General features: G+C 63.7%; 20 protein-coding genes. 7 read left to right on the plus strand and 13 right to left on the minus strand.

What is annotated here, in order from left to right; translation table 11 throughout:
- Nucleotides 1–97: 97 nt before the first annotated feature.
- Together M2361_RS19855 and M2361_RS19860 are read right to left on the minus strand one after the other, a co-directional pair.
- Complete coding sequence (locus M2361_RS19855; protein ID WP_100853631.1) at nucleotides 98–2122, minus strand: TRAP transporter permease; 2025 nt, start codon at nucleotides 2120–2122, stop codon at nucleotides 98–100.
- A gap of 120 nt (nucleotides 2123–2242) precedes the next feature.
- Nucleotides 2243–3205: a TAXI family TRAP transporter solute-binding subunit gene (locus tag M2361_RS19860; protein ID WP_259251368.1), complete on the minus strand. Its 963-nt coding sequence runs from the start codon at nucleotides 3203–3205 to the stop codon at nucleotides 2243–2245.
- Between the two features lie 289 nt (nucleotides 3206–3494).
- On the opposite strand from M2361_RS19860, the gene M2361_RS19865 reads away from it, so the two are divergent.
- Nucleotides 3495–4634: a DSD1 family PLP-dependent enzyme gene (locus tag M2361_RS19865; RefSeq protein WP_259251369.1), complete on the plus strand. Its 1140-nt coding sequence runs from the start codon at nucleotides 3495–3497 to the stop codon at nucleotides 4632–4634.
- Nucleotides 4635–4697: 63 nt separating this feature from the next.
- Here the strand turns inward: M2361_RS19865 and M2361_RS19870 are convergent, their stop codons facing one another.
- The 7 genes from M2361_RS19870 to M2361_RS19900 form a co-directional block, all read right to left on the minus strand.
- Nucleotides 4698–5429 carry an amino acid ABC transporter ATP-binding protein gene (locus M2361_RS19870; RefSeq protein WP_050447434.1) on the minus strand — a complete coding sequence of 244 codons (732 nt, stop codon included), beginning with the start codon at nucleotides 5427–5429 and terminating at the stop codon, nucleotides 4698–4700.
- A complete protein-coding gene (locus M2361_RS19875) occupies nucleotides 5410–6066 on the minus strand; it encodes an amino acid ABC transporter permease (RefSeq protein ID WP_259251370.1) in 657 nt (218 codons plus the stop codon). Before M2361_RS19875 ends, M2361_RS19870 begins: the two co-directional genes overlap by 20 nt.
- A complete protein-coding gene (locus M2361_RS19880; protein ID WP_100853627.1) occupies nucleotides 6063–6731 on the minus strand; it encodes an amino acid ABC transporter permease in 669 nt (222 codons plus the stop codon). Before M2361_RS19880 ends, M2361_RS19875 begins: the two co-directional genes overlap by 4 nt.
- 18 nt (nucleotides 6732–6749) lie before the next feature.
- Nucleotides 6750–7532 carry a transporter substrate-binding domain-containing protein gene (locus M2361_RS19885; protein WP_100853626.1) on the minus strand — a complete coding sequence of 261 codons (783 nt, stop codon included), beginning with the start codon at nucleotides 7530–7532 and terminating at the stop codon, nucleotides 6750–6752.
- Between the two features lie 223 nt (nucleotides 7533–7755).
- Nucleotides 7756–8664, minus strand: coding sequence for a LysR family transcriptional regulator (locus tag M2361_RS19890; RefSeq protein WP_259251371.1), 909 nt, complete (start codon nucleotides 8662–8664; stop codon nucleotides 7756–7758).
- Nucleotides 8665–8682: 18 nt separating this feature from the next.
- Entirely contained in the window at nucleotides 8683–9456 is a 774-nt protein-coding gene (locus M2361_RS19895) for an SDR family oxidoreductase (protein ID WP_259251372.1), read from the minus strand.
- Nucleotides 9457–9645: 189 nt separating this feature from the next.
- Complete coding sequence (locus M2361_RS19900; RefSeq protein WP_259251373.1) at nucleotides 9646–10611, minus strand: tripartite tricarboxylate transporter substrate binding protein; 966 nt, start codon at nucleotides 10609–10611, stop codon at nucleotides 9646–9648.
- A gap of 220 nt (nucleotides 10612–10831) precedes the next feature.
- On the opposite strand from M2361_RS19900, the gene M2361_RS19905 reads away from it, so the two are divergent.
- A complete protein-coding gene (locus M2361_RS19905) occupies nucleotides 10832–12025 on the plus strand; it encodes an acetylornithine transaminase (protein WP_259251374.1) in 1194 nt (397 codons plus the stop codon).
- A 112-nt stretch (nucleotides 12026–12137) separates the two neighbouring features.
- Here the strand turns inward: M2361_RS19905 and M2361_RS19910 are convergent, their stop codons facing one another.
- Entirely contained in the window at nucleotides 12138–12743 is a 606-nt protein-coding gene (locus M2361_RS19910; protein ID WP_259251375.1) for an HD family hydrolase, read from the minus strand.
- A 216-nt stretch (nucleotides 12744–12959) separates the two neighbouring features.
- On the opposite strand from M2361_RS19910, the gene M2361_RS19915 reads away from it, so the two are divergent.
- The gene (locus M2361_RS19915) at nucleotides 12960–13526 is read left to right on the plus strand and encodes an ECF transporter S component (protein WP_259251376.1); all 567 of its coding nucleotides are present in this window, start codon (nucleotides 12960–12962) and stop codon (nucleotides 13524–13526) included.
- Nucleotides 13527–13534: 8 nt separating this feature from the next.
- Here M2361_RS19915 and M2361_RS19920 read toward each other — a convergent pair whose 3' ends face one another.
- Complete coding sequence (locus tag M2361_RS19920) at nucleotides 13535–14506, minus strand: AraC family transcriptional regulator (RefSeq protein ID WP_259251377.1); 972 nt, start codon at nucleotides 14504–14506, stop codon at nucleotides 13535–13537.
- A gap of 93 nt (nucleotides 14507–14599) precedes the next feature.
- Here M2361_RS19920 and M2361_RS19925 point away from each other — a divergent pair, with 93 nt between their 5' ends.
- From M2361_RS19925 to M2361_RS19935, 3 genes are all read left to right on the plus strand, one after another.
- A complete protein-coding gene (locus M2361_RS19925; protein ID WP_259251378.1) occupies nucleotides 14600–15430 on the plus strand; it encodes an oxidoreductase in 831 nt (276 codons plus the stop codon).
- A 93-nt stretch (nucleotides 15431–15523) separates the two neighbouring features.
- Nucleotides 15524–16006, plus strand: coding sequence for a cupin domain-containing protein (locus M2361_RS19930; RefSeq protein WP_259251379.1), 483 nt, complete (start codon nucleotides 15524–15526; stop codon nucleotides 16004–16006).
- A 104-nt stretch (nucleotides 16007–16110) separates the two neighbouring features.
- Nucleotides 16111–16617, plus strand: coding sequence for a GNAT family N-acetyltransferase (locus tag M2361_RS19935; RefSeq protein ID WP_259251380.1), 507 nt, complete (start codon nucleotides 16111–16113; stop codon nucleotides 16615–16617).
- Nucleotides 16618–16718: 101 nt separating this feature from the next.
- Here M2361_RS19935 and M2361_RS19940 read toward each other — a convergent pair whose 3' ends face one another.
- Nucleotides 16719–17165 carry an ASCH domain-containing protein gene (locus M2361_RS19940; protein ID WP_259251381.1) on the minus strand — a complete coding sequence of 149 codons (447 nt, stop codon included), beginning with the start codon at nucleotides 17163–17165 and terminating at the stop codon, nucleotides 16719–16721.
- Nucleotides 17166–17273: 108 nt separating this feature from the next.
- Nucleotides 17274–18218 (minus strand): LysR family transcriptional regulator, encoded by a 945-nt coding sequence (locus tag M2361_RS19945; RefSeq protein WP_259251382.1) that lies wholly within the window; start codon nucleotides 18216–18218, stop codon nucleotides 17274–17276.
- A gap of 134 nt (nucleotides 18219–18352) precedes the next feature.
- Here M2361_RS19945 and M2361_RS19950 point away from each other — a divergent pair, with 134 nt between their 5' ends.
- Nucleotides 18353–19789, plus strand: a complete 1437-nt coding sequence (locus tag M2361_RS19950) for an NAD-dependent succinate-semialdehyde dehydrogenase (RefSeq protein ID WP_259251383.1) — start codon at nucleotides 18353–18355, stop codon at nucleotides 19787–19789.
- Nucleotides 19790–19803 lie beyond the last annotated feature (14 nt).

The following is a 19803-nucleotide window of genomic DNA, read 5'->3' on the forward strand; positions in this document are numbered from 1 at the left end:
ATTGGCCGAAAGAAAAACAGGGGCGGACACCTAAGTCCGCCCCTGTTTAATCTTTTGGCAGATTGCTTCGTTGCCAGATTGCTTTTGGCGTGCCGCGCTAGGCCGCCTTGGCTGCATTCTCCAGCTTCAGTCCGGCAAGCTGGCGGATGAACACCGGGATGCAGATGGCTAGCCCGATCAAGCCGCTAGCCACGCCCGGCACGATCGTCAGCAACGCTCCCACCGTGCACACCCACCGTTCCCAGCTCTTCATGCCGACCAGCATGTAGCGCGAGAACGCGGCCGACAGCAGCACCAGGCCCACCATGCAACCGATCAGCGTCACGAAGAAGTCGTACCAGGTAAAGCCCTGCACCGATATCAGCAGCGATGGCGAAAACACGAACACGAACGGCACGATGAGCTTGGTGATGCCCAGCCTGAACGCCGTGTTGCCGGTCTTGAACGGGTCGCTGCCCGCCATGCCGGCCGCCGCATAGGCGGCGAGTGCCACCGGTGGCGTGATGTCTGCCAGGATGCCGAAATAGAACACGAAGAAGTGCGCCGCGATCGGCTGCACGCCCAACTGCACCAGCGTGGGGGCGGCCACCGCCACCATGATCAGGTAGTTGGCCGTGGTGGGAATGCCGCAGCCCATCAGGATGCAGACGATGCCCGTCATGATCAGCGCGGCCACCAGCGTCAGCGACTGCGTGTTGGCGATGGCTTCCGGGATCACCACCGATGCGACGCCGGCGATGGACTGCGCCGCCGAGATCACGATGTACGACACCTTGAAGCCCACGCCGGTCAGCGTGACCACGCCGATGACGATGCCCACGGTGCCGGCGGCGGCGCCCACGGCCAGCGCGTACTTGGCGCCGGTCTCGAAGGCTTCGTACAGGTCGCGCAGGCGCAAGCGCTGATACGGATTCAGCAAGCCCACCAGGATGCATCCCGTAATGCCCGCGAACGCCGCCAGATAAGGCGTGCGGCCGCTGGCCAGCACGCCGATCAGCAGGACCAGCGGGATCAACGTGGGCCAACGCATCTTGATCGACTGCTTCAGCTTCGGCATTTCTTCGGGCGTCAGGCCGCGCAGCCCTTCACGCTTGGCCTCGAAGTGCACCTGCATGAACAGGCCGAAGAAATACAGGAAGGCCGGGAAAACGCCGGCAATCGCGATCTGCTGGTACGGGATGCCCAGGAACTCGATCATCAGGAACGCGGCCGCGCCCATGATGGGGGGCGTGATCTGTCCGCCCGTGCTGCTGGCGGCTTCGACGCCCGCCGCGAAATGCCGGGGGTAGCCGACGCGGATCATGGCGGGAATGGTCAGCGACCCGACCGTGACCGCGTTGGCCACTGACGAACCCGACAGCATGCCGAACATGGCCGAGCCGAACACCGACACCTTGGCGGGTCCGCCCGCGTAGCGGCCGGCTACGGTCGAGGCCACGTCCAGGAACAACTGGCCCAAGCCGATACGGGTGGCCAGCACGCCGAACAGCACGAAGTGGAACACGTAGGTGGCCACCACGCCGACCGCCACGCCATACACGCCCTGGCTGGTCAGGTACATGTGGTTGACGATCTGGGACCAGGTGTTGCCGGCGTGCTGCAGCAGCCCGGGGAAGTAAGGCCCGAACATGGCGTAGGCCATGAACACGATGGCGATGATCGGCAACGGCCAGCCCATGGCGCGGCGCGTGGCTTCCAGCAGGCCGATCAGGAGGATCGACCCCATGAACACGTCGATGGGCAGCGGATTGCCCACGCGGAACGCCAGGTCTTCGAAGATGTACGGGATGTACATCACCGACAGCGCCAGCGCCACGGCGATGATCCAGTCATACAGCGGGATGCCGCCCGGCGCCCACCACGTGGACTTCGGCTCGCGCTGGTAGTGCGACTTTGAAAAGCCGAACACCAGGAAAATCAGGCTCAGCACAAAGGCCAGGTGCACGCCGCGATGGGTGGCTTCGCGCAAGAGGCCGAAGCCGGCGGTGTAGTAGTGAAAGATCGAGAGCGTCACCAGCAGGCCGGAAACGATCCAGGTGGCGGTCTTGTCCAGGGGCCGGAAGCGGATTTCGGAATCGTACTTTTCCGCTAGTTGCTGGGTCTTTTCGTGGTCTATTTCCATCGACGTATTTCTCAGGTGAATCCGCAAACAGGGCCGCACTAGGCGGCCCTGCGCAATGCCGGGGCGACACCGGAGTGGCCCGGCGCGCTGGCGTATCGCCGTCGGGAGGACGGCTTGGGCTTACTTCAGCAGGCCGATTTCCTTGTAGAACTTCTCGGCGCCCGGGTGGAACGGGATGCCCGCGCCCTTGATCGCGTTTTCGCGCGTGATGAGCTTGCCCTTGGCGTGGCCGTTGTCCAGCGTCTTGCGCGTGGCGTCGCTGTACAGCGCCTTGGTGACGTCGTACACGACCTGTTCGGACTGCTTGGCCGACGTGACCATTTGCGCGTTGACCGAGATGGTCTTCACTTCGCCCACGTTCTGATAGGTGTTGGCGGCGATGGTGTCAGGCGTGAAGAACTCCTGCTTGGCGCGCAGCGCATCGATTTCCGGGCCGACCAGCGGCACGATTTCGATACCGCCGCCGCTGGAGGCCAGTTCGGCGATGGCGCCGGCAGGCGCCCCGCCCACGAAGAAGAACGCATCCAGGCCGCCGTCCTTGAGCTTGTCGCCCGCTTGGTTGGGCTTCAGGTATTCGGCCTTGATGTCCTTGTCGGTCATGCCGTAGGCGCCCAGGATCAGGCGCACGTCAACCAGCGTGCCCGAGCCCGGTTCGTCCATCGACACGCGCTTGCCCTTCAGGTCGGCCACGCTCTTGATGCCCGCGCCCTTGCGCGTCACCAGGTGGATGCTTTCCGGGTACAGGGTTGCAATCAGGCGCAGGTCTTGCGCCTTGGGCTTGCCTTCGAAGGTGCCGGTGCCGCTGTAGGCCCAGAACGCCACGTCCGACTGCGTGAAGCCGGCTTCGAACGAGCCGCCCAGGATGCCGTTGATGTTGGCCACCGAACCGTTCGAGGCCACGGCCGTGGCGACGAGCTTGCCCGGCTGCGACACGGCGTTGGCGATGATGCCGCCGATGGGGTAGTACGTGCCAGCCGTGCCGCCCGTGCCAATGCGGAAGAACTGCTGGGCCTGTGCGGAGCCCACGGTGCCGACCGCGGCAACCGCGACGGTCAGGGCGGTGATCCAGTGTTTGAGTTTCATGCGTGCTTCTCCGGGTGTTGTTGGGTAGGGTTCGTGTGACGAAAATCGTCTTGTCATTCCTGCATCGGGCGGTTCAAGAAAAGCGCCGCCACGGCGCAAAAATGGGCCTCCCCTTGGGGGCCGTTTTCATGTTGAAATTCTGGCATGCGGGGCATGCGTAGCCAATGGTTACGGAGCTATCGTTTACCTGGGGGTCAATGAACCCTTTGGTTATGGATGGTCGTGCTTTGGTTATGGCGTCCTGCCCCACGGTTACATCCCACGCGCTGTAGATAACGGAGTTACCCCGATGTCCCAGGAAGTCATACGCGGCATAGCGCTGCCCCCGGCCGCGCAACCCGGCGATCCCTTGGCCCGCGTCGACACCCCTAGCCTAGTGCTGGATCTGGTGCCGTTCGAAGCCAACCTGCGCGCCATGCAGGCCTGGGCCGACCGCCACGACGTCGCGTTGCGCCCGCACGCCAAGGCGCACAAATGCCCCGAGATTGCCCTGCGCCAACTGGCCCTGGGCGCGCGCGGCATCTGCTGCCAGAAAGTCAGCGAAGCCTTGCCCTTCGTGGCCGCCGGCATCCATGACATTCACATCAGCAACGAAGTTGTGGGGCCGTCCAAGCTGGCCTTGCTGGGCCAACTGGCGCGCATCGCCAAGATGAGCGTTTGCGTGGACAACGCCAAGAATCTGGCGGACATTTCCCAAGCCATGGTGCATGCCGGGGCCGAGATCGACGTGCTGGTGGAAGTTGACGTCGGGCAAGGCCGCTGCGGCGTGTCGGACGACGCCTTGGTGCTGGCCCTGGCGCAGCAGGCGCGCGACCTGCCTGGCGTGAATTTCGTGGGCTTGCAGGCTTATCACGGCTCGGTGCAGCACGCCCGCACGCGCGACGAACGCGCCCAGGTCTGCCGCCAGGCGGCGCGCATTGCGGCGTCCTACGCGCAACTGCTGCGTGAAAGCGGCATCGCCTGCGACGTCATCACCGGCGGCGGCACGGGCAGCGCGGAATTCGACGCGGCAAGCGGCGTCTACACGGAACTGCAAGCGGGGTCCTATGCCTTCATGGACGGCGACTACGGCGCCAACGAATGGGACGGACCGCTCCGCTTCCAGAACAGTCTGTTCGTGCTGGCCACCGTGATGAGCGTGCCGGCGCCCGAACGCGTGATCCTGGATGCAGGCCTGAAATCCACCACCGCCGAATGCGGTCCGCCCGCGGTCTTCGGCGTGGACGGCCTGACCTATGCCGCCATCAACGACGAACACGGCGTGGTGAGCGTGGCCCCCGGCGCGCAGGCGCCCGCGCTGGGCGATGTGCTGCGGCTGGTGCCCTCGCATGTGGACCCGACATTCAATTTGCATGACGGCCTGGTGGTGGTGCGCGACGGCGTGGTGCAAGACATCTGGGAGATCGCGGCGCGCGGCTTTTCGCGCTGATCGCCACCGCACGAAGGTCGACGTATAACGTTCAACGTTCAACCTTCACCGCCGCACGGCAATTCAAAGGTTCGTCATCCCCAGGAACTGGCGCAATTCGGGGGTGGCGGGCGCCGTGAACAATTCCTCCGGCGGGCCAATCTCATGCACGCGGCCCTGATGCATGAAGACGACGCGGTTGCAGACTTCGCGCGCAAAGCGCATTTCGTGCGTGACCATCAGCAGCGTCATGCCGTCGGCGGCTAGCTCGCGCACCACCGCCAGCACCTCGTTGACCAGCTCCGGGTCCAGCGCCGACGTGATCTCATCGCACAACAACGCCAAGGGCTGCATCGCCAGCGCGCGGGCAATCGCCACGCGCTGCTGCTGCCCGCCCGACAGTTCCTCGGGCCACGCATCGAACTTGTGCGCCAGCCCCACGCGCGTCAGCATGGCGCGCGCCATGTCGGCCGCTTCCGCTTCCGGCATGCGCTTGGCCACCATGGGCGACAGCATCACGTTGCGCCCCACCGTCAGGTGCGGGAACAGGTTGAACTGCTGAAAGATCATACCCACCTTGAGCCGCAGCGCGCGCAGCCGCAGTTCGTCGTCGCCCAGTTGCGCGTCGGCCACCATGATGGCGCCGCCGTCAATCTGTTCCAGCCCGTTCACGCAGCGCAAAAGCGTGCTCTTGCCCGAGCCGCTCTTGCCGATGATGGCGATGACCTCACCGGGTTCGACGCGCAGCGTCACCCCCTTCAGGACTTCGTTGTCGCCGAATTTCTTGCGGACGTCTTCAAGGGCGATGAGGGGCATGCAACTTCCTTTCCAGCCGGAGGCTAAGGCGCGACAGGGGCCAGCACAGCGCGAAGTAGATCAGCGCGGCGCAGGCATAGACGGTGAAGGGACTGAACGTGGCGTTGGTGATCACCGTGCTGGCCTTGGACAGCTCGGTGAACCCGATGATGGAGGTCAGCGCGGTGCTCTTGACGATCTGCACGGCGAAGCCGACGGTGGGCGCAATAGCGATGCGCAGCGCCTGCGGCAGCACCACGTAGCGCATCTGCTGCACGTAGCCCAGCGCCAGGCTGGCGGACGCTTCCCACTGGCCTTTCGGAATCGCTTCCACGCAGCCGCGCCAGATCTCGGCCAGGAACGCGCCCGACCACAGCGTCAGCGCCGCGCCCGCGGCCAGCCACGGCGGCACTTCCAGGCCCAGCAACGACAGGCCGAAGAACGCCAGGAACAGTTGCATCAGCAGCGGCGTGCCCTGGAACAGTTCGATATACGCCCAACTGGCTCGCCGCATCAGCGCCACGCGAGACGTGCGCATCATCAGCGCCAGCACGCCCATCAGCGCGCCACCCGCGAACGCCACCAGCGACAGCAGCACCGTCCAGCGCGCGGCCAACAGCAGGTTGCGGACGATGTCCCACATTGAAAATTCAATCATCGCGCCGCCTTGCGAAACAGACGCCGGCCCGTCATGCGCAGCAATTGGCGCAAGACGATGGCCAGGGCCAGATAGATGCCGGTGGTGACCAGGTACACCTCGAACGCGCGGAAGTTGCGCGACTGGATGAAGTTGGCGGCAAAGGTCAGGTCTTCAGCGGCAATCTGCGAACACACCGCCGAGCCCAGCATCACGATCACGATCTGCGACGACAGCGCGGGCCAGATGCGTTGCAACGCGGGTTTCAGCACCACGTGCCGGAATACCTGAAAGCGCGTCATCGCCAGGCTGGCGCCGGCCTCGTACTGCCCTTTGGGCGTGGCATCGATACCGGCGCGGATGATCTCGGTGCTGTAGGCGCCCAGGTTCAAGGCCATCGCCAGGCAGGCGGCCTGCATTTCGCCCAGTTGTATGCCCAGCGACGGCAAGCCGAAGAAGACGAAGAACAACTGGATCAGGAACGGCGTGTTGCGTATGACCTCGACATAGGCCGTCACGGGGGCGCGCAGCGCGCGCGGCCCCTGCGTGCGGACCCAGGCGCAGGCGATGCCCAGCGCCACGCCCGCCACCGCGCCGAAGGCAATCAGTTCGATCGTGACGCCGATGCCCTTGATGAGCACCGGCGTGTAGTCGAACACCGACGCGAAGTCGTATTGATAAGCCATGATGGCCGCCTTCCGGACTTACAGATCCTTGGGCAGCTCGGCCCCCAGCCACTTCTGCGAGATCGCCGACAGCGAGCCGTCGCGCTTGGCGGCGGCCAGGATGTCGTTGACCTTGGCGCGCAGCTTGGGCTCGTCCTTGTTCATGCCGATGTAGCAAGGCGAGTTCTTGATCAGGAATTTCGTTTCGGGCTTCTTGGCCGGGTTGCGCGCCAGGATGGCGGCGGCGACCACGTTGCCGGTGGCGATCATCGGCACCTGGCCCGACAGGAAGGCGGTGATGGTGCCGTTGTTGTCTTCATAGCGCTTGAGGGTGGCGGTTGCCGGTGCAATCTTCGACAGCTCGATGTCTTCCACCGCGCCGCGCGTCACACCGATGGTCTTGCCGGCCAGGTCGGCGGCCGACGAGACCTTCAGGTCCGCCGGACCGAACACGCCGTTGAAGAATGGCGCGTAGGCATCCGAAAAGTCGATGGCCTTCTCGCGTTCCGCGTTCTTGCCCAGGCTGGAAATCACCAGGTCCACCTTGCGGGTCTGCAAGTACGGCACCCGGTTGGCGCTGGTGACCGGCACCAGCTCCAGCTTCACGCCCAGTTGCTTGGCGATCAGTGCTGCCGTATCGATGTCATAGCCCAGCGGCTTCATGTCGGCGCCCACCGAACCGAAGGGCGGAAAATCCTGCGGCACGGCGATCTTGATGGTGCCGGCTTTGACGATATCGTCCAGCGTGTCGGCATGCGTCAGCGGCGCGGCCAGCAGGCTGGCGGCGGTGCAAAGGGACAACAACAGGGTTCTGCGGTTCATGAGGGGACTCTCCAGGGCGCGCATCGCCCAGGGCGGGCCAATGCGTTGCACACCAATTCGGTATACAAAGCTGGAAAAGCAAGTTCCGTGCCATTTTGCGTGCGCCGGGAGCCGACCCTATAGGGCCCACGCCCTGCCCCGATTTGGTGCGCGCCGTGCGCTGAATTCGGGCACGGACGGCACCGGTTTGGGGGCGGTGGGGGACGGAAGCGCCAAGCGGGCTTCAAACGTCCAGATGGGGCCGCATCAGGGCTTCAAACCACTCTTGAAAGACGGTCAGTCGGCGCGTGCGTTGGCGGCGGTGTGGGTAGATCAAGGACACCGGCATCGCCTCCGCCCGGAACCCGGGCATGACTTCCATGAGCTCGCCAGCGTCCAGCAGGTGCTGGACATCGAAACGCGGAATCTGAATCAGCCCCAGTCCCGCGAGACAGCAGGCGATGTAGTTCTCGGCGTTGTCCACGACCACGCGGCTGGGTAGGGCCGCGGGCGCTGTGCCCGCGTCACCGGGGCCCACTTCCCAAGGCAGTTCCCGGCCCGTCTTCGGCGACGCATACCCCACGCTCCAGTGTCCGTCGGACAAGTCCGCGGGCTGACGGGGTTCGCCATGGTCGCGCAGGTAAGCGGGGCTGGCGCAGTTGATCAGCGCAATACGCCCCAGCGGCCGCACCACCAGGCTGCTGTCGGCCAACGCGCCGATCCGCACCGCGCAGTCCACGCCTTCGTGCACCAGGTCGATGGCGCGGTCCGTGGACCGTAGCGCCAGTTCAAGCCGGGGATGCCGGCGCAACAGACTGGGCAGCGCCGGGGCGATCAGCCGGCGGGCAATGCGGCTGGGCACGTCAACACTCAACCTGCCCGACACCTGCCGCTGGCTGGCGTGGAACAACTGGTCTATGTCTTCCACTTCGGCCAACAGCGGGCGCACGCGCGCCAGCAATTGTTCGCCGTCGGCCGTCAGGCGCACCTGCCGGGTGGTCCGGTGCAGCAGGCGCACGCCCAGCTGCGATTCCAATTGCTGGATCGCCGCGGACACCGACGCCCGCGGCGCGTCCAGGGCGTTGGCGGCCTTGATGAAGCTGCCCATCTCGGCGACTTGGGCGAATACGCGGTACTGGTCGAATCTGTCCATGCGTGACAGATTAGCCGCTTACTTCGTGGTGTAGCCGCCGTTGATCAAGATCGTCTGGCCGGTGATCCACCAGCCGTCGCTGACCAGGTGGCGAATGAAGGGCACCACGTCTTCAATGTCGGTCAACCCCGTCTTGCTGAACGGCGACAGCGCGGCGGCGGTCTTGTGATACGCCACCGCGTCGGCGCCTTCGGCCGGGTAGAAAAACGGCGTGTCCATGGGGCCAGGGCCCACGGCGGTGACCGAGATGCCGCGCGCGCCGAACTCCTTGGACGCGGCGCGGGTGTAGTGCTCCACCGGCGCCTTGGTGCCGGCATAGGCCGCGTAGAACGGCGTGAAGGCGCCCAGCAGCGATGTCACCAGCGTGCAGATCTTGCCGTTGTCGTTGACGTGGCGGCCCGCTTCGCGCAGGAAGAAGAACGCCGCCTTGGAGTTCACCGCCGTCATCTCGTCGTAGTCGGCCTCGCTGATCTCGGTGAATGATTTCTTCATGACCTTGCCGACGGTGTTGATGGCGATGTCGGGCTTGCCGACGGCGGCGATCGCATCGGCAAACAGCTTCTCGACGGCCGTCGCGGTGGTCAGATCGCCTTGCAGGGCCACGGCTTTGGCGCCCGCCGCTTCGATGGCGGCCACCGTGGCATCGGCATCCGCCTTGGACGCGGCGCTGTTGTAGTGGATGGCAATGGCGCGGGCGCCGTGCGCTGCCAGGTCGCGCGCAATCAGCCCGCCCAGATTCTTTGCCCCGCCCGCAATCAGCGCGACTTTGCCCTTGATGGAATGGTCTGCCATGGAATGCCTCTTTCTTGAATCGATGGAGCTTCGAGCTTAGGCAAGCGCACGCCACCGATAAACCCGCTGGCGCGAGATGCATCATCCAGAAAAACCGCCCAATCCGAGGGCGCCGTGCTCAATGCGCGGCAATAAAAAAAGCCGCCCCGGGGTAAAACCCGGGACGGCTTCCTGGAGACGCCTGGACGCTTAGTCCACCTGCGCGCCGGACTGCTTCACCGCGCGGCCCCACTTGTCCACTTCAGCGGCAATGAACTTGCCGGTGGCGTCAGGCGTGAGCGGCATCGGCTCGGCGCCTCGGTCACGCAGGAACTTCTGCATTTCCGGCGTGTTGAGTGCTGCGCTGATCTGCTTGCTCAGGTAGTTGGTCACCTCGGGCGGCGTGTCGCGCGGGGCCAGCACGGCGGCCCAGCCGATGGCCTCGAAACCCGGGTAGCCGGATTCCGCCACCGTCGGCACGTCCGGCAATTGCGGCAGGCGCTTGGCGGTGGTGACCGCCAGCGCCACGGCCTTCTTGCTTTGCACGTGCGGCAGGCCGGCCGTGACCGAATCCACCATCAGCGGCACCTGGTGCCCCAGGAAGTCCGCCTGCGCCGGGCCACTGCCCTTGTACGGAATGTGGCGGATATCGATATCGGCAGCCGCTTTGAACATCTCGGCCGACAAGTGCTGCGTGCCGCCGATGCCGGCGCTGGCATAGGCCAGTTCGCCCGGATTGGCGCGCGCCTGCGTCACCAGTTGCTTAAGCGAGGTAATGCCCGAGGCCGGCGTGGCCAGGAACATCAGCGGCACCGAGAACACGCCCGAGACCGGCGCGAAATCCTGCGTCAAGCTGTACTTGATGTTCTTGTAGAGCGTCTGGTTGACCGCCGCCGCGCTGCCTGCGATGACCAGCGTGTAGCCGTCCGGCGTGGCGCGGGCGGCCTGCTCCATGCCGATGTTGCTGCCGGCGCCCGCGCGGTTTTCCACCACGATCGGCTGCTTGACGGCGGCGCCCAGCTTTTCAGCCAGGGCGCGGGCAAAGATGTCGGTGGCCTGCCCGGGCGGGAAAGGCACCACCAGGCGGATGGGGCGGTCGGGAAACTCGGCGTGCGCCGTGGCGCTGGCCGCCGCCAGCGTCAGGCCAGCGGCAAGACTGGAAAGGATACGTTTCATGATTGGTCAGTAAAAAGCGACAACGGAGTGCGCGCGCGGGGCGCGCCACTGCTCATAAAATAGAGCGCCCGATCAGGCGGCCCTTGTGAGGCGGCCCGGGGCGATTCGGCGGGGGGTGCGTCACGATAGCATCCCTCTGTCGGTGCTACATTTGCCTTTTCGCGCTTTCCGCCGCGAACTTCTTCCTTCACCGCTGTCCTTACCCCCCGCAGGAACCGCCATGGAATTCAGCCAGTTCAACGTCAACACCCTCATGGATATCACTTCCCGCCCGGACCTCGTGTTCGTCAGCGGCAAGGGATCCTGGCTGGAGGATCACGCGGGCAAGCGATATCTGGATTTCGTGCAGGGCTGGGCCGTGAACACGCTGGGCCATTCGGCCCCGGAAATGCAGCGCGCGCTGGTTGAACAGTCGCAAAAGCTGATGAACCCGTCGCCGGCGTTCTACAACATCCCCTCGATCGAGTTGGCCCAACGCCTGACCGGCGCGTCCTGCTTTGACCGCGTCTTCTTCGCCAACAGCGGCGGCGAAGCCAACGAAGGCGCCATCAAGCTGGCGCGCAAGTGGGGCCAGGTCAAGAAGAACGGCGCCTACAAGATCATCACCATGAACCACGGCTTTCACGGCCGCACGCTGGCCACGATGTCCGCATCGGGCAAGCCGGGCTGGGACAAGATGTTCGCCCCGCAAGTCGAAGGCTTCCCCAAGGCTGAACTGAACGACCTGGAATCCGTGAAGAAGCTGATCGACGACAAGACCGTCGCCATCATGCTGGAACCGGTGCAGGGCGAAGGCGGCGTCATCCCCGCCACCAAAGAGTTCATGCAAGGCCTGCGCAAGCTGGCCGACGAGAACCAACTGCTGCTGATCGTGGACGAAGTCCAGACCGGCATGGGCCGCACCGGCAAGATGTTCGCCTACCAGCATTCCGACGTCACGCCCGACATCATGACGCTGGCCAAGGGCATCGGCGGCGGCGTACCGCTGGCTGCGCTGCTGGCCCGCCAGGACGCCTGCGTGTTCTCGCACGGCGACCAGGGCGGCACGTACAACGGCAACCCGCTGACCACCGCCGTGGGCGTGGCCGTGTTCGACGCACTGGCCGCCCCGGGCTTCATGGACGCCGTCAACGCGCGTTCCAAGCAGTTGTCCGAAGGCCTGCTGGCCCTGTCGGCCAAGTACGGCATGAAGGGCGAGCGCGGCCAAGGCCTGCTGCGCGCCTTGATCATGGACCGCGACGACGGCCCCGCCATCGTCGAAGCCGCCCGCAACCAAAACCCCCAAGGCCTGCTGCTGAACGCCCCGCGCCCGAACCTGCTGCGCTTCATGCCGGCGCTGAACGTCACGGCCGAAGAAATCGACCTGATGCTGACGCAACTGGACGCGCTGATCGCGCAGGTGCGCAAGGCTTGATTGGTGCAGGTAGGTAGGAAATGAGCAAGGGCCGCGGATTTGCGGCCCTTGTTCTTATCGGTGTACGAACATGCGGGGCGATCAACGAGCATTCACGTTTGCTCTAGTGCTGTTAGCCTATGTCGCCGCCCGCATCCATTCGCAGCTGAAAATGCCGCCTCACCCAGCCCTCGCATTCTTCCCATAGTCGGGGCGCACCCCGTTGGATGGCAGGTCCATACCGCGCCAGCACCTGTTCAAGAGACACGCCGCTCTCCGTCCACGTGCCCCCACCCGTGTAGATATTGATCAGCAGCGGCTGAAAGCGATCAAGCGCTTTCGCAAACCTGGCATCCTCTGTTTCCGCCCGCTCGAACTCCTGCCACAAGCCAAGGAATTCATCGCGTTGCGGCGGCGGCAATAAGCCGAACAAACGCTCGGCTGCCTTCTGCTCCAGCTCTGCCTGTAGTTCGCCTGACGATCCACCATGAATCGGAAAATCGCCGACATCTATCTCCACGATGTCATGCAGCAAGAGCATCCGCATAACCCGATCCGTATTCACGGCGCCGCTGGCGTACGCGTTCAGGATCAGGGCATACATCGCCAGATGCCAGGAATGCTCGGCCGAGTTTTCCTTTCTGCTGCGATCAAGCAGCGGAGACTGCCGCACAACGGTCTTGAGCCTGTCGATTTCTCTTAGGAAGGCAAGCTGGCCTTCCAGGGGGCTTGGTGGCATGCGCGGCTACCCGTGATGTGGAACGTAAAGTGTACGGAAATGCTTGCCGGACGAACACGCCGTCCAAGCGCTCCGCCGCCTGCCTCAGATAGGCCCCCCAAATCAGTTGTATTCTTTTGGCCGTTGTCATCATTCGCGAGGAAGCGCGTGCATTGCGAAACTTGTGGGGCCGCGTATCGCGGCCGTGGCCGTCTTTGCGACGAATGCACCAAGACCTTGTCCGGCTTTTCCGAGCCCAACAGACTTCCGCCCCTTGGCGACTTCAATACCGATCAAACGTTTCCCGCGCCGCAGCCGCAACAGCCGCCACCGAACGAAGACGGCTGGAACGAGCCGAAAAAGCCGCTATCCAAGGAAGGCGGCTGGGATGAGCCGCAACTGGTTCGAACCGACGTCATTCCCCTGGCCCTGGGCGGTCGCCCAATCAAGCGCGGTTGGCTCACCGCGCTTGGCGCGGCCGGCGTGCTGATGACAATCGGCGAAATGGCCTTTAGATGGGGCGTCTGGTGGTTTTGGCTGATCATTCCAAGCGGCATCGCGTTCCTTGTCGGCCGTGGCCTGATGCGCAAGGGCTTCGTTCGCTTATTGGGCCTGTTCAACGTCGAAGCCGATAAGGCGGGGCGCGTCTATCTCACCACCTTGAGTGGAGACTGCCCGGTATGTGATGGCGAGATCAAGTTGAAGGACGTTGGGCCGAGCCGAACGGTCAAAACCGTCATCCAATGCACGGCGAACAACACCCACCAATGGGCGTTCAACCCCAAGCGTCTGGATAAGCTGTAGCGCCAGCGTCAGTGCGACGACACATACGTGGCGTCGGCAAACGACGCCGGTATCGCGAAACTCTCGCGCATGCGTTTCGCTTCGGCTGCCGGCGTCAACCCGAAAAGCCGCTTGAACTCGCGGCTGAATTGCGATGGGCTCGTGTAGCCCACGGCATGGCCCGCCGCTTCCGCCGTCAAGTCCTGGCGCACCATCAACAACCTGGCCTGATGCAGCCGCGTCGACTTCACGTACTGCATCGGCGACACCTGCGTAACCGCCTTGAAATGGCTGTGGAAGCTGGGCACGCTCATGCCCGCCTTCTGGGCAAGCTGCGTCACATCAAGCGGCTTGGCGTAGTCGGCATGAATCTGCCGTAGCGACATCCCTATCCTGCCAAACTGTCCTCGCATCGCCAGTGCCTCGCGCATCGCCCCGCCTTGTGGACCGGTCAGCACGCGGAAGTACAGTTCGCGCAGCAGGCCCGGTCCCAGCACGGCGGCTTCGATTGGCTGGTGCATGGCTTCAAGAAAACGCAGAACGGAGGCATGCATCCTGTCATCCATCCGCGTCGACATCATGCTCTGAGGCAGGTCTGCGCCATCAGCCATGCCGGCGTTGCCGATCTGCGCGGCCAGCTCGGCAGCCACCGTGAAATCAAGATGCAGATACAGCGCTAGCAACGGGCGGTCCGGCGTGGCATCGGTTTCCATGCTGAACGGAACCGGCACCGAGACGGCAAGATAATGATCCGCGTCGTACTGGTACAGCTGCCCGCCAAAGTACCCGCGCTTACGCCCTTGGCACACGATCACGATGCCTGGGTCATACAAAACCGGGGTGCGCGAAAGCGCACGGTCGGAACGCAGGATACGTACGCTGGGCAGCGCGGTCAGGTTATAGCCTTCCGTGGGCGCCAAGTCGCGCAGCAGCGCGACCGTGCGCTTTCGCGTATCGGGCAGTGTGGCCGAATCCTGATTCGGGGTGTAGTCATGGCTCATAGCTTTATGCAAGAAATTCAGCGAATTCGGGCTGATAAGTCGTCCACCGCAAGAATAGTATGCAGTCTCTCTTTCGTATTCTGGAGACGCATCATGGCGTTGAGCAAGATATTTCTGATCACCGGAGTCAGCAGCGGATTCGGCCGCGCGCTGGCACAAGAAGCGCTGGCCGCCGGTCACACGGTGGTGGGCACGGTAAGAAGCGCAGAGGCAAAGCGCGATTTCGAATCGCTTTCCGAAGCGGCCCATGGACGCGTCCTGGACGTCACCCACTTCGACCGCATTGACGACGCCGTATCCGAAATCGAAACCAGCGTGGGACCCATCGACGTCCTGGTCAACAACGCGGGCTATGGGCACGAGGGCGTGCTGGAAGAGTCGTCGCTCTCGGAAATGCGCCGGCAGTTCGACGTGAACGTGTTCGGCGCCGTCGCCATGATGAAGGCCGTGCTGCCCTTCATGCGCGCGCGACGACGCGGCCACATCCTGAACATCACATCGATGGGCGGACACCTCACCATGCCGGGAATCGCCTATTACTGCGGCAGCAAATTCGCGCTGGAAGGCATTTCGGAAAGCCTAGGCAAAGAGGTCAAGCCCTTGGGCATCGCCGTCACCGCCGTGGCGCCGGGCTCGTTCCGTACGGACTGGGCCGGCCGTTCCATGACGCGCACCCCGCGTTCCATCCCGGACTACGACGTCATCTTCGATCCTATCCGGCAGGCGCGTGAAGAGAAAAGCGGCAAGCAGCTTGGCGACCCGGTGAAGGCCGCCCGTGCGATGCTTGCAGCGATCGAGGCTGAAGATCCTCCGGCACATCTATTGCTGGGCAGCGACGCGTTGATGCTGGTGCGAGCCAAGCTTGCTGCGTTGGAAGACGAGTTTCAAGCGTGGGAGGCGACTACGGTATCGACGGATGGGTGAAGGCGGATTGGCAATGGAATTTGGCGGCGCGGCGTTCGAGTGTCAGACTGCAATCCACACATCCCTTCGTAGGAACAACCTGGAGAACCGCCGATGAGCCGACCGGAATTCATCAAGCACTGGACCGAACTCGAAACCCCCGATGCGCATTCCTACCAGGGCGATACCGAACCCATGGCGCTGGACGCACCGCTTTCCGCGGCACTCGGCATCACACGCATCGGCATTCATCACGTCAGGCTGTTGCCCGGTCGACGTACCTCATATCCGCACGCCGAAAGCACCGAGCAGGAATTCGTCTTCGTGCTTCAAGGCAAGCCCGATGTCTGGATCGACGGCGTGTTGCATCCCATCGTCGAAGGCGACTCCGTTGCGTTTCCCGCCGGCACCGGCATCTGTCACACCTTCATCAACAACACGCAGGACGAAGTCAGGTTGATGGTGGTCGGCGAACCGACACGCGCCGACAACCTTGTGCGCTTCCCGCTCAACGAAGCGTATGAGAGTACCCGCGTGAACCGCTGGGCAGACTGGCCCGCCAGGCCGCTTGGGGACCATGATGGGAAGCCGGACTGAGTGCGTGGTGGCGCTATGAGCAACAGATTTGCCACTTGGTCGAAGCTTCTGATCCATTAATGGCCGCTATACCGGTCACACTACTATCCAATAGGCACAATCCCATGACCTTGACCCTGCGCCCCGAGAACGCCGAAGACATCGCCGGTATTTCCAAGCTGACCCGCGAGGCGTTCGAACATGAAGAACATTCCAGCCATACCGAGCAATTCATCGTGGATGCGCTGCGGCGTAGCGGGCAATTGACGATTTCGCTGGTGGCGGCAGAGGGCAAGGATATCGTCGGGCATGTTGCCATATCGCCCGTCACGGTGTCGTCGGGGGCGACAGGCTGGTTCGGGCTGGGGCCCATCTCCGTGCAGCCCGGGCGGCAAGGCCAGGGTATCGGCTCGCGCTTGATGAACGGTGCGTTGACCGCGCTGCAAGAGCGCGGCGCTGCGGGTTGCGTGGTGCTGGGAGACCCGGGCTTTTATGGCCGCTTTGGCTTCAGTGCCTGTCCGGGGCTTGAGTTGCCGGGAGTTCCACAGGAGTATTTTCAGGCCAGGGCTTTCTCAGGAGAACCGCCGGCAGGCTGCGTTCAGTACCACGCGGCTTTTGAGGCCACTGAATAAGCGTCCATTCGCCAAGCCTTGTACTCGCGCACCCTATTCCGTATGTCCTGAAACGGTAGGACGCCATCGCCAGGCGGCGTGCGCCAGCAGTCACATAGCCGCTATCGCGCAAAGACCTCTACGACGCGGAAGCGCTCGCACACCAGCATCATGTCTGGCGCATATCCGCCGTTGCGTTCAAAGTAGGCAATGTGCGCATCGCGCCAAACGGGGTACGGGCCCTCGCCTTCTGCCAGCGCAAAGGCCTCATCCACCTGGTCGAAGCGCTGTATCAACACGCCGGTGGTTTCGATGACGCAGGCGGGTCGGCCCTGGCCATCCAGCACGACATCGCGCCGGCCCGCTTGCGGCACGGGTTCTTCGTCGTCGAAGTGATGCAGCGCGCCGCAGGTGGCTGTCTTCGTGCCCGCCAGAACCAGCGCGAGCAATTCGTCGGCGAGTTCGGGCGAATCGCCGAATTGAAACGTCACGGCGTCTTCGTACGGGGCAGGCGGCTTGATGCTTGGTTTGGTCATGGGGATAAGGATGAGGGTTGAGGCGTCAGGCATGCTGGCACGGCAACGTAGTCTGACACGTTAATTCTGCTGCCACGGCAACGTAGTCTGACACGCTAATTCATAATGCAGTCTGACACGTTAATTCACCCGTCGATCCCTTCAGCCCGTCTCTTTCGCCGTGATGCCCAGCTCAGCGGCATAGCCCGCAAGCTGCTCGCCCACATGCAGCTTCAGCGCGTCCACGAACAGCTTGATCTTGGCGTCGACAAACTGACGCGATGGGTACAGCGCATACACGTTGCGCTGGTTCGTGTAGTGCCCGGGCAGTACGCGTACCAGCGTGCCTCGGCGCAGATCGTCGATCGCCGAGAAACCCGCCAGCAGGCCGATGCCGGCCCCATCGCGCAGCGCGGTGGCCATGGCGTCCATGTCGTTCACGCCAAGGTGGCCGCCCGCCGGCCGATGGGTGAAAGTGCCGCCCTCGCCTTCCAGATGCCATTCGTCCGGGGCATAGTCCACCGTGGTCAACAAGACGCAAGCGTGCTGGGCAAGGTCCTCGGGGGTGTGCACCGGGGGATGCTGCGCCAGGTACTCTGGCGATGCCGCCAAGATGCAGTGGCTGACGCCAATCTTCTGGCTGACGTAGGTCGAATCCGGCAAGGCGCGCGCGATCACGATGCCGACATCGAGCTGTTCTTCAAGCAGATTCGGCATGCGCTGCGACAGAAGCAGGTCCACCGAGACGTCGGGGTAGGTCTTTCTATACGCCAAGGCTGTGCGGGCGACCAGCGTACGCCCCAAGCCGGGTACGGCGTGAACGCGCAATACGCCGCGTGGCGACACCGTTGCATGCCCCGCCTCGGCTTCGGCTTGCTCGACGTCGCCCAGGATCGCAATACAGCGGTCATAGAAGCGATGCCCCACATCGGTGACGACCAGGCGGCGGGTGGAGCGCTGAATCAGCCGGGCATTCAGGCCTTCTTCCAGCACCGTGACGGCGCGTGAAATGTTGCCGACCGTGGTGGAAAGATGGTTGGCCACGGCAGTGAAACTGCCCATCTCCACCACTTTCGCAAAAACCGACATGTTGTATAGCTTGTCCATCGTGGGCCCATTGTGTTCGTGCGACTTTTCCTCTGGAAGGGAAAGTCATTCTTCCGCAAGGGGCTAAATCCGCGCGCCGCTCACGCCTAGACTCCATTCCGAGGTCACCAACAATCTTATCGGAGTTTGCAACCATGAACGGCAACTATGAACCGCTTTACCTCTTCATCAACGGCGAATGGATCGGCGCTGGCGAGCGCGACACGGCCGGCGTGGTGAATCCCGCCACACGTCAGGAACTGGGCCGTGTGCCGCTTGCGACGACGGCGGATCTGGATCGCGCGCTTGCCGCGACGCAGCCGGCCTTCAATGCCTGGCGCACGACTGTGCCCAACGAGCGCGCTCGTGTTCTCAAGCGCGGGGCGGAATTGATGCGCGAACGTGCCGAGCACATTGCCACGCTGATGACGCTTGAAGAGGGCAAGCCCTTGGCTGAAAGCCGTGATGAAGTGTTGCGCGCCGCCGAGTATTTCGAATGGTTTGCCGAAGAAGCCAAGCGGATTGACGGCCGCGTCGTGCCCGCCAACCGCCCCGGTGTGCAGCAACTGGTCAAGCGGCAGGCGATCGGTCCGGTGGCCGCGTTCACGCCCTGGAATTTTCCCGCGATCACGCCGGCGCGCAAACTTGCCGCCGCCCTTGCAGCCGGTTGCAGCGTCATCATCAAACCCGGTGAAGAGAGCCCGGCAACCGCGCTGGCGCTGGCCCGCGCCCTGGACGATGCAGGCTTGCCCAAAGGGGTGCTGCAAGTTGTCTTCGGCGTGCCGGACGATGTGTCGCGGCATCTGATTGCGTCGCCGGTGATCCGCAAGGTGACCTTCACGGGCTCCGTACCGATCGGCCGCTTGTTGTCGGCGCGTGCCGCCGAAGGCGTGAAACCCATCACGCTGGAACTTGGCGGGCATGGGCCGGTTCTGGTGTTCGACGATGCCGACGTCCAGCGCGCCGCGGTCGAGGGTGCCGCCAACCGCTTCCGTGGCACCGGCCAGGTCTGCATTTCGTCCACGCGCTTTCTGGTTCAGCGCGGCGCCTATGACGAATTCCGTGAACATTTCGTCAAGGCTACCCGCGCCCTGAAGGTCGGAAACGGGCTTGATCCCGATACGCAAGTTGGGCCGTTGGCGAACCCGCGCCAGTTGGAGAAGATGCAGGCGTTGATTGCTGACGCGGTGGCATGCGGCGCCACGGTATTGGCCGGGGGCAAGCCCATCGACGGCGCGGGCTACTTCTTCGAACCGACGGTGCTGGCCGATGTGCCGATGCATGCCAAGATCATGCACGAAGAGCCCTTTGGCCCGATCGCGGTACTGATGCCCTTTGATGAATTGGCGGACGGTTTGCAGGAAGCCAACCGGCTGCCTTATGGCCTGTCGGCCTATGCGTTCACCAGCAATGCTCGCACGGCGATAGACGTGGCCGACGGCCTGGAAGCCGGAATGATCGGCATCAATCAATACCGCATCGTGGCCACGGAACTGCCGTTCGGCGGCATGAAGGAAAGCGGACACGGTTCGGAGGGCGGCGTGGAAGGCATCGAGTACTACCTCACGCACAAATTCATCAGCCAGGCTTGAACCAGGAGCACACC

This window comes from Achromobacter sp. JUb104 (assembly GCF_024806975.1).
In the GTDB taxonomy this organism is placed as follows: Bacteria; Pseudomonadota; Gammaproteobacteria; order Burkholderiales; family Burkholderiaceae_B; genus Achromobacter; species Achromobacter spanius.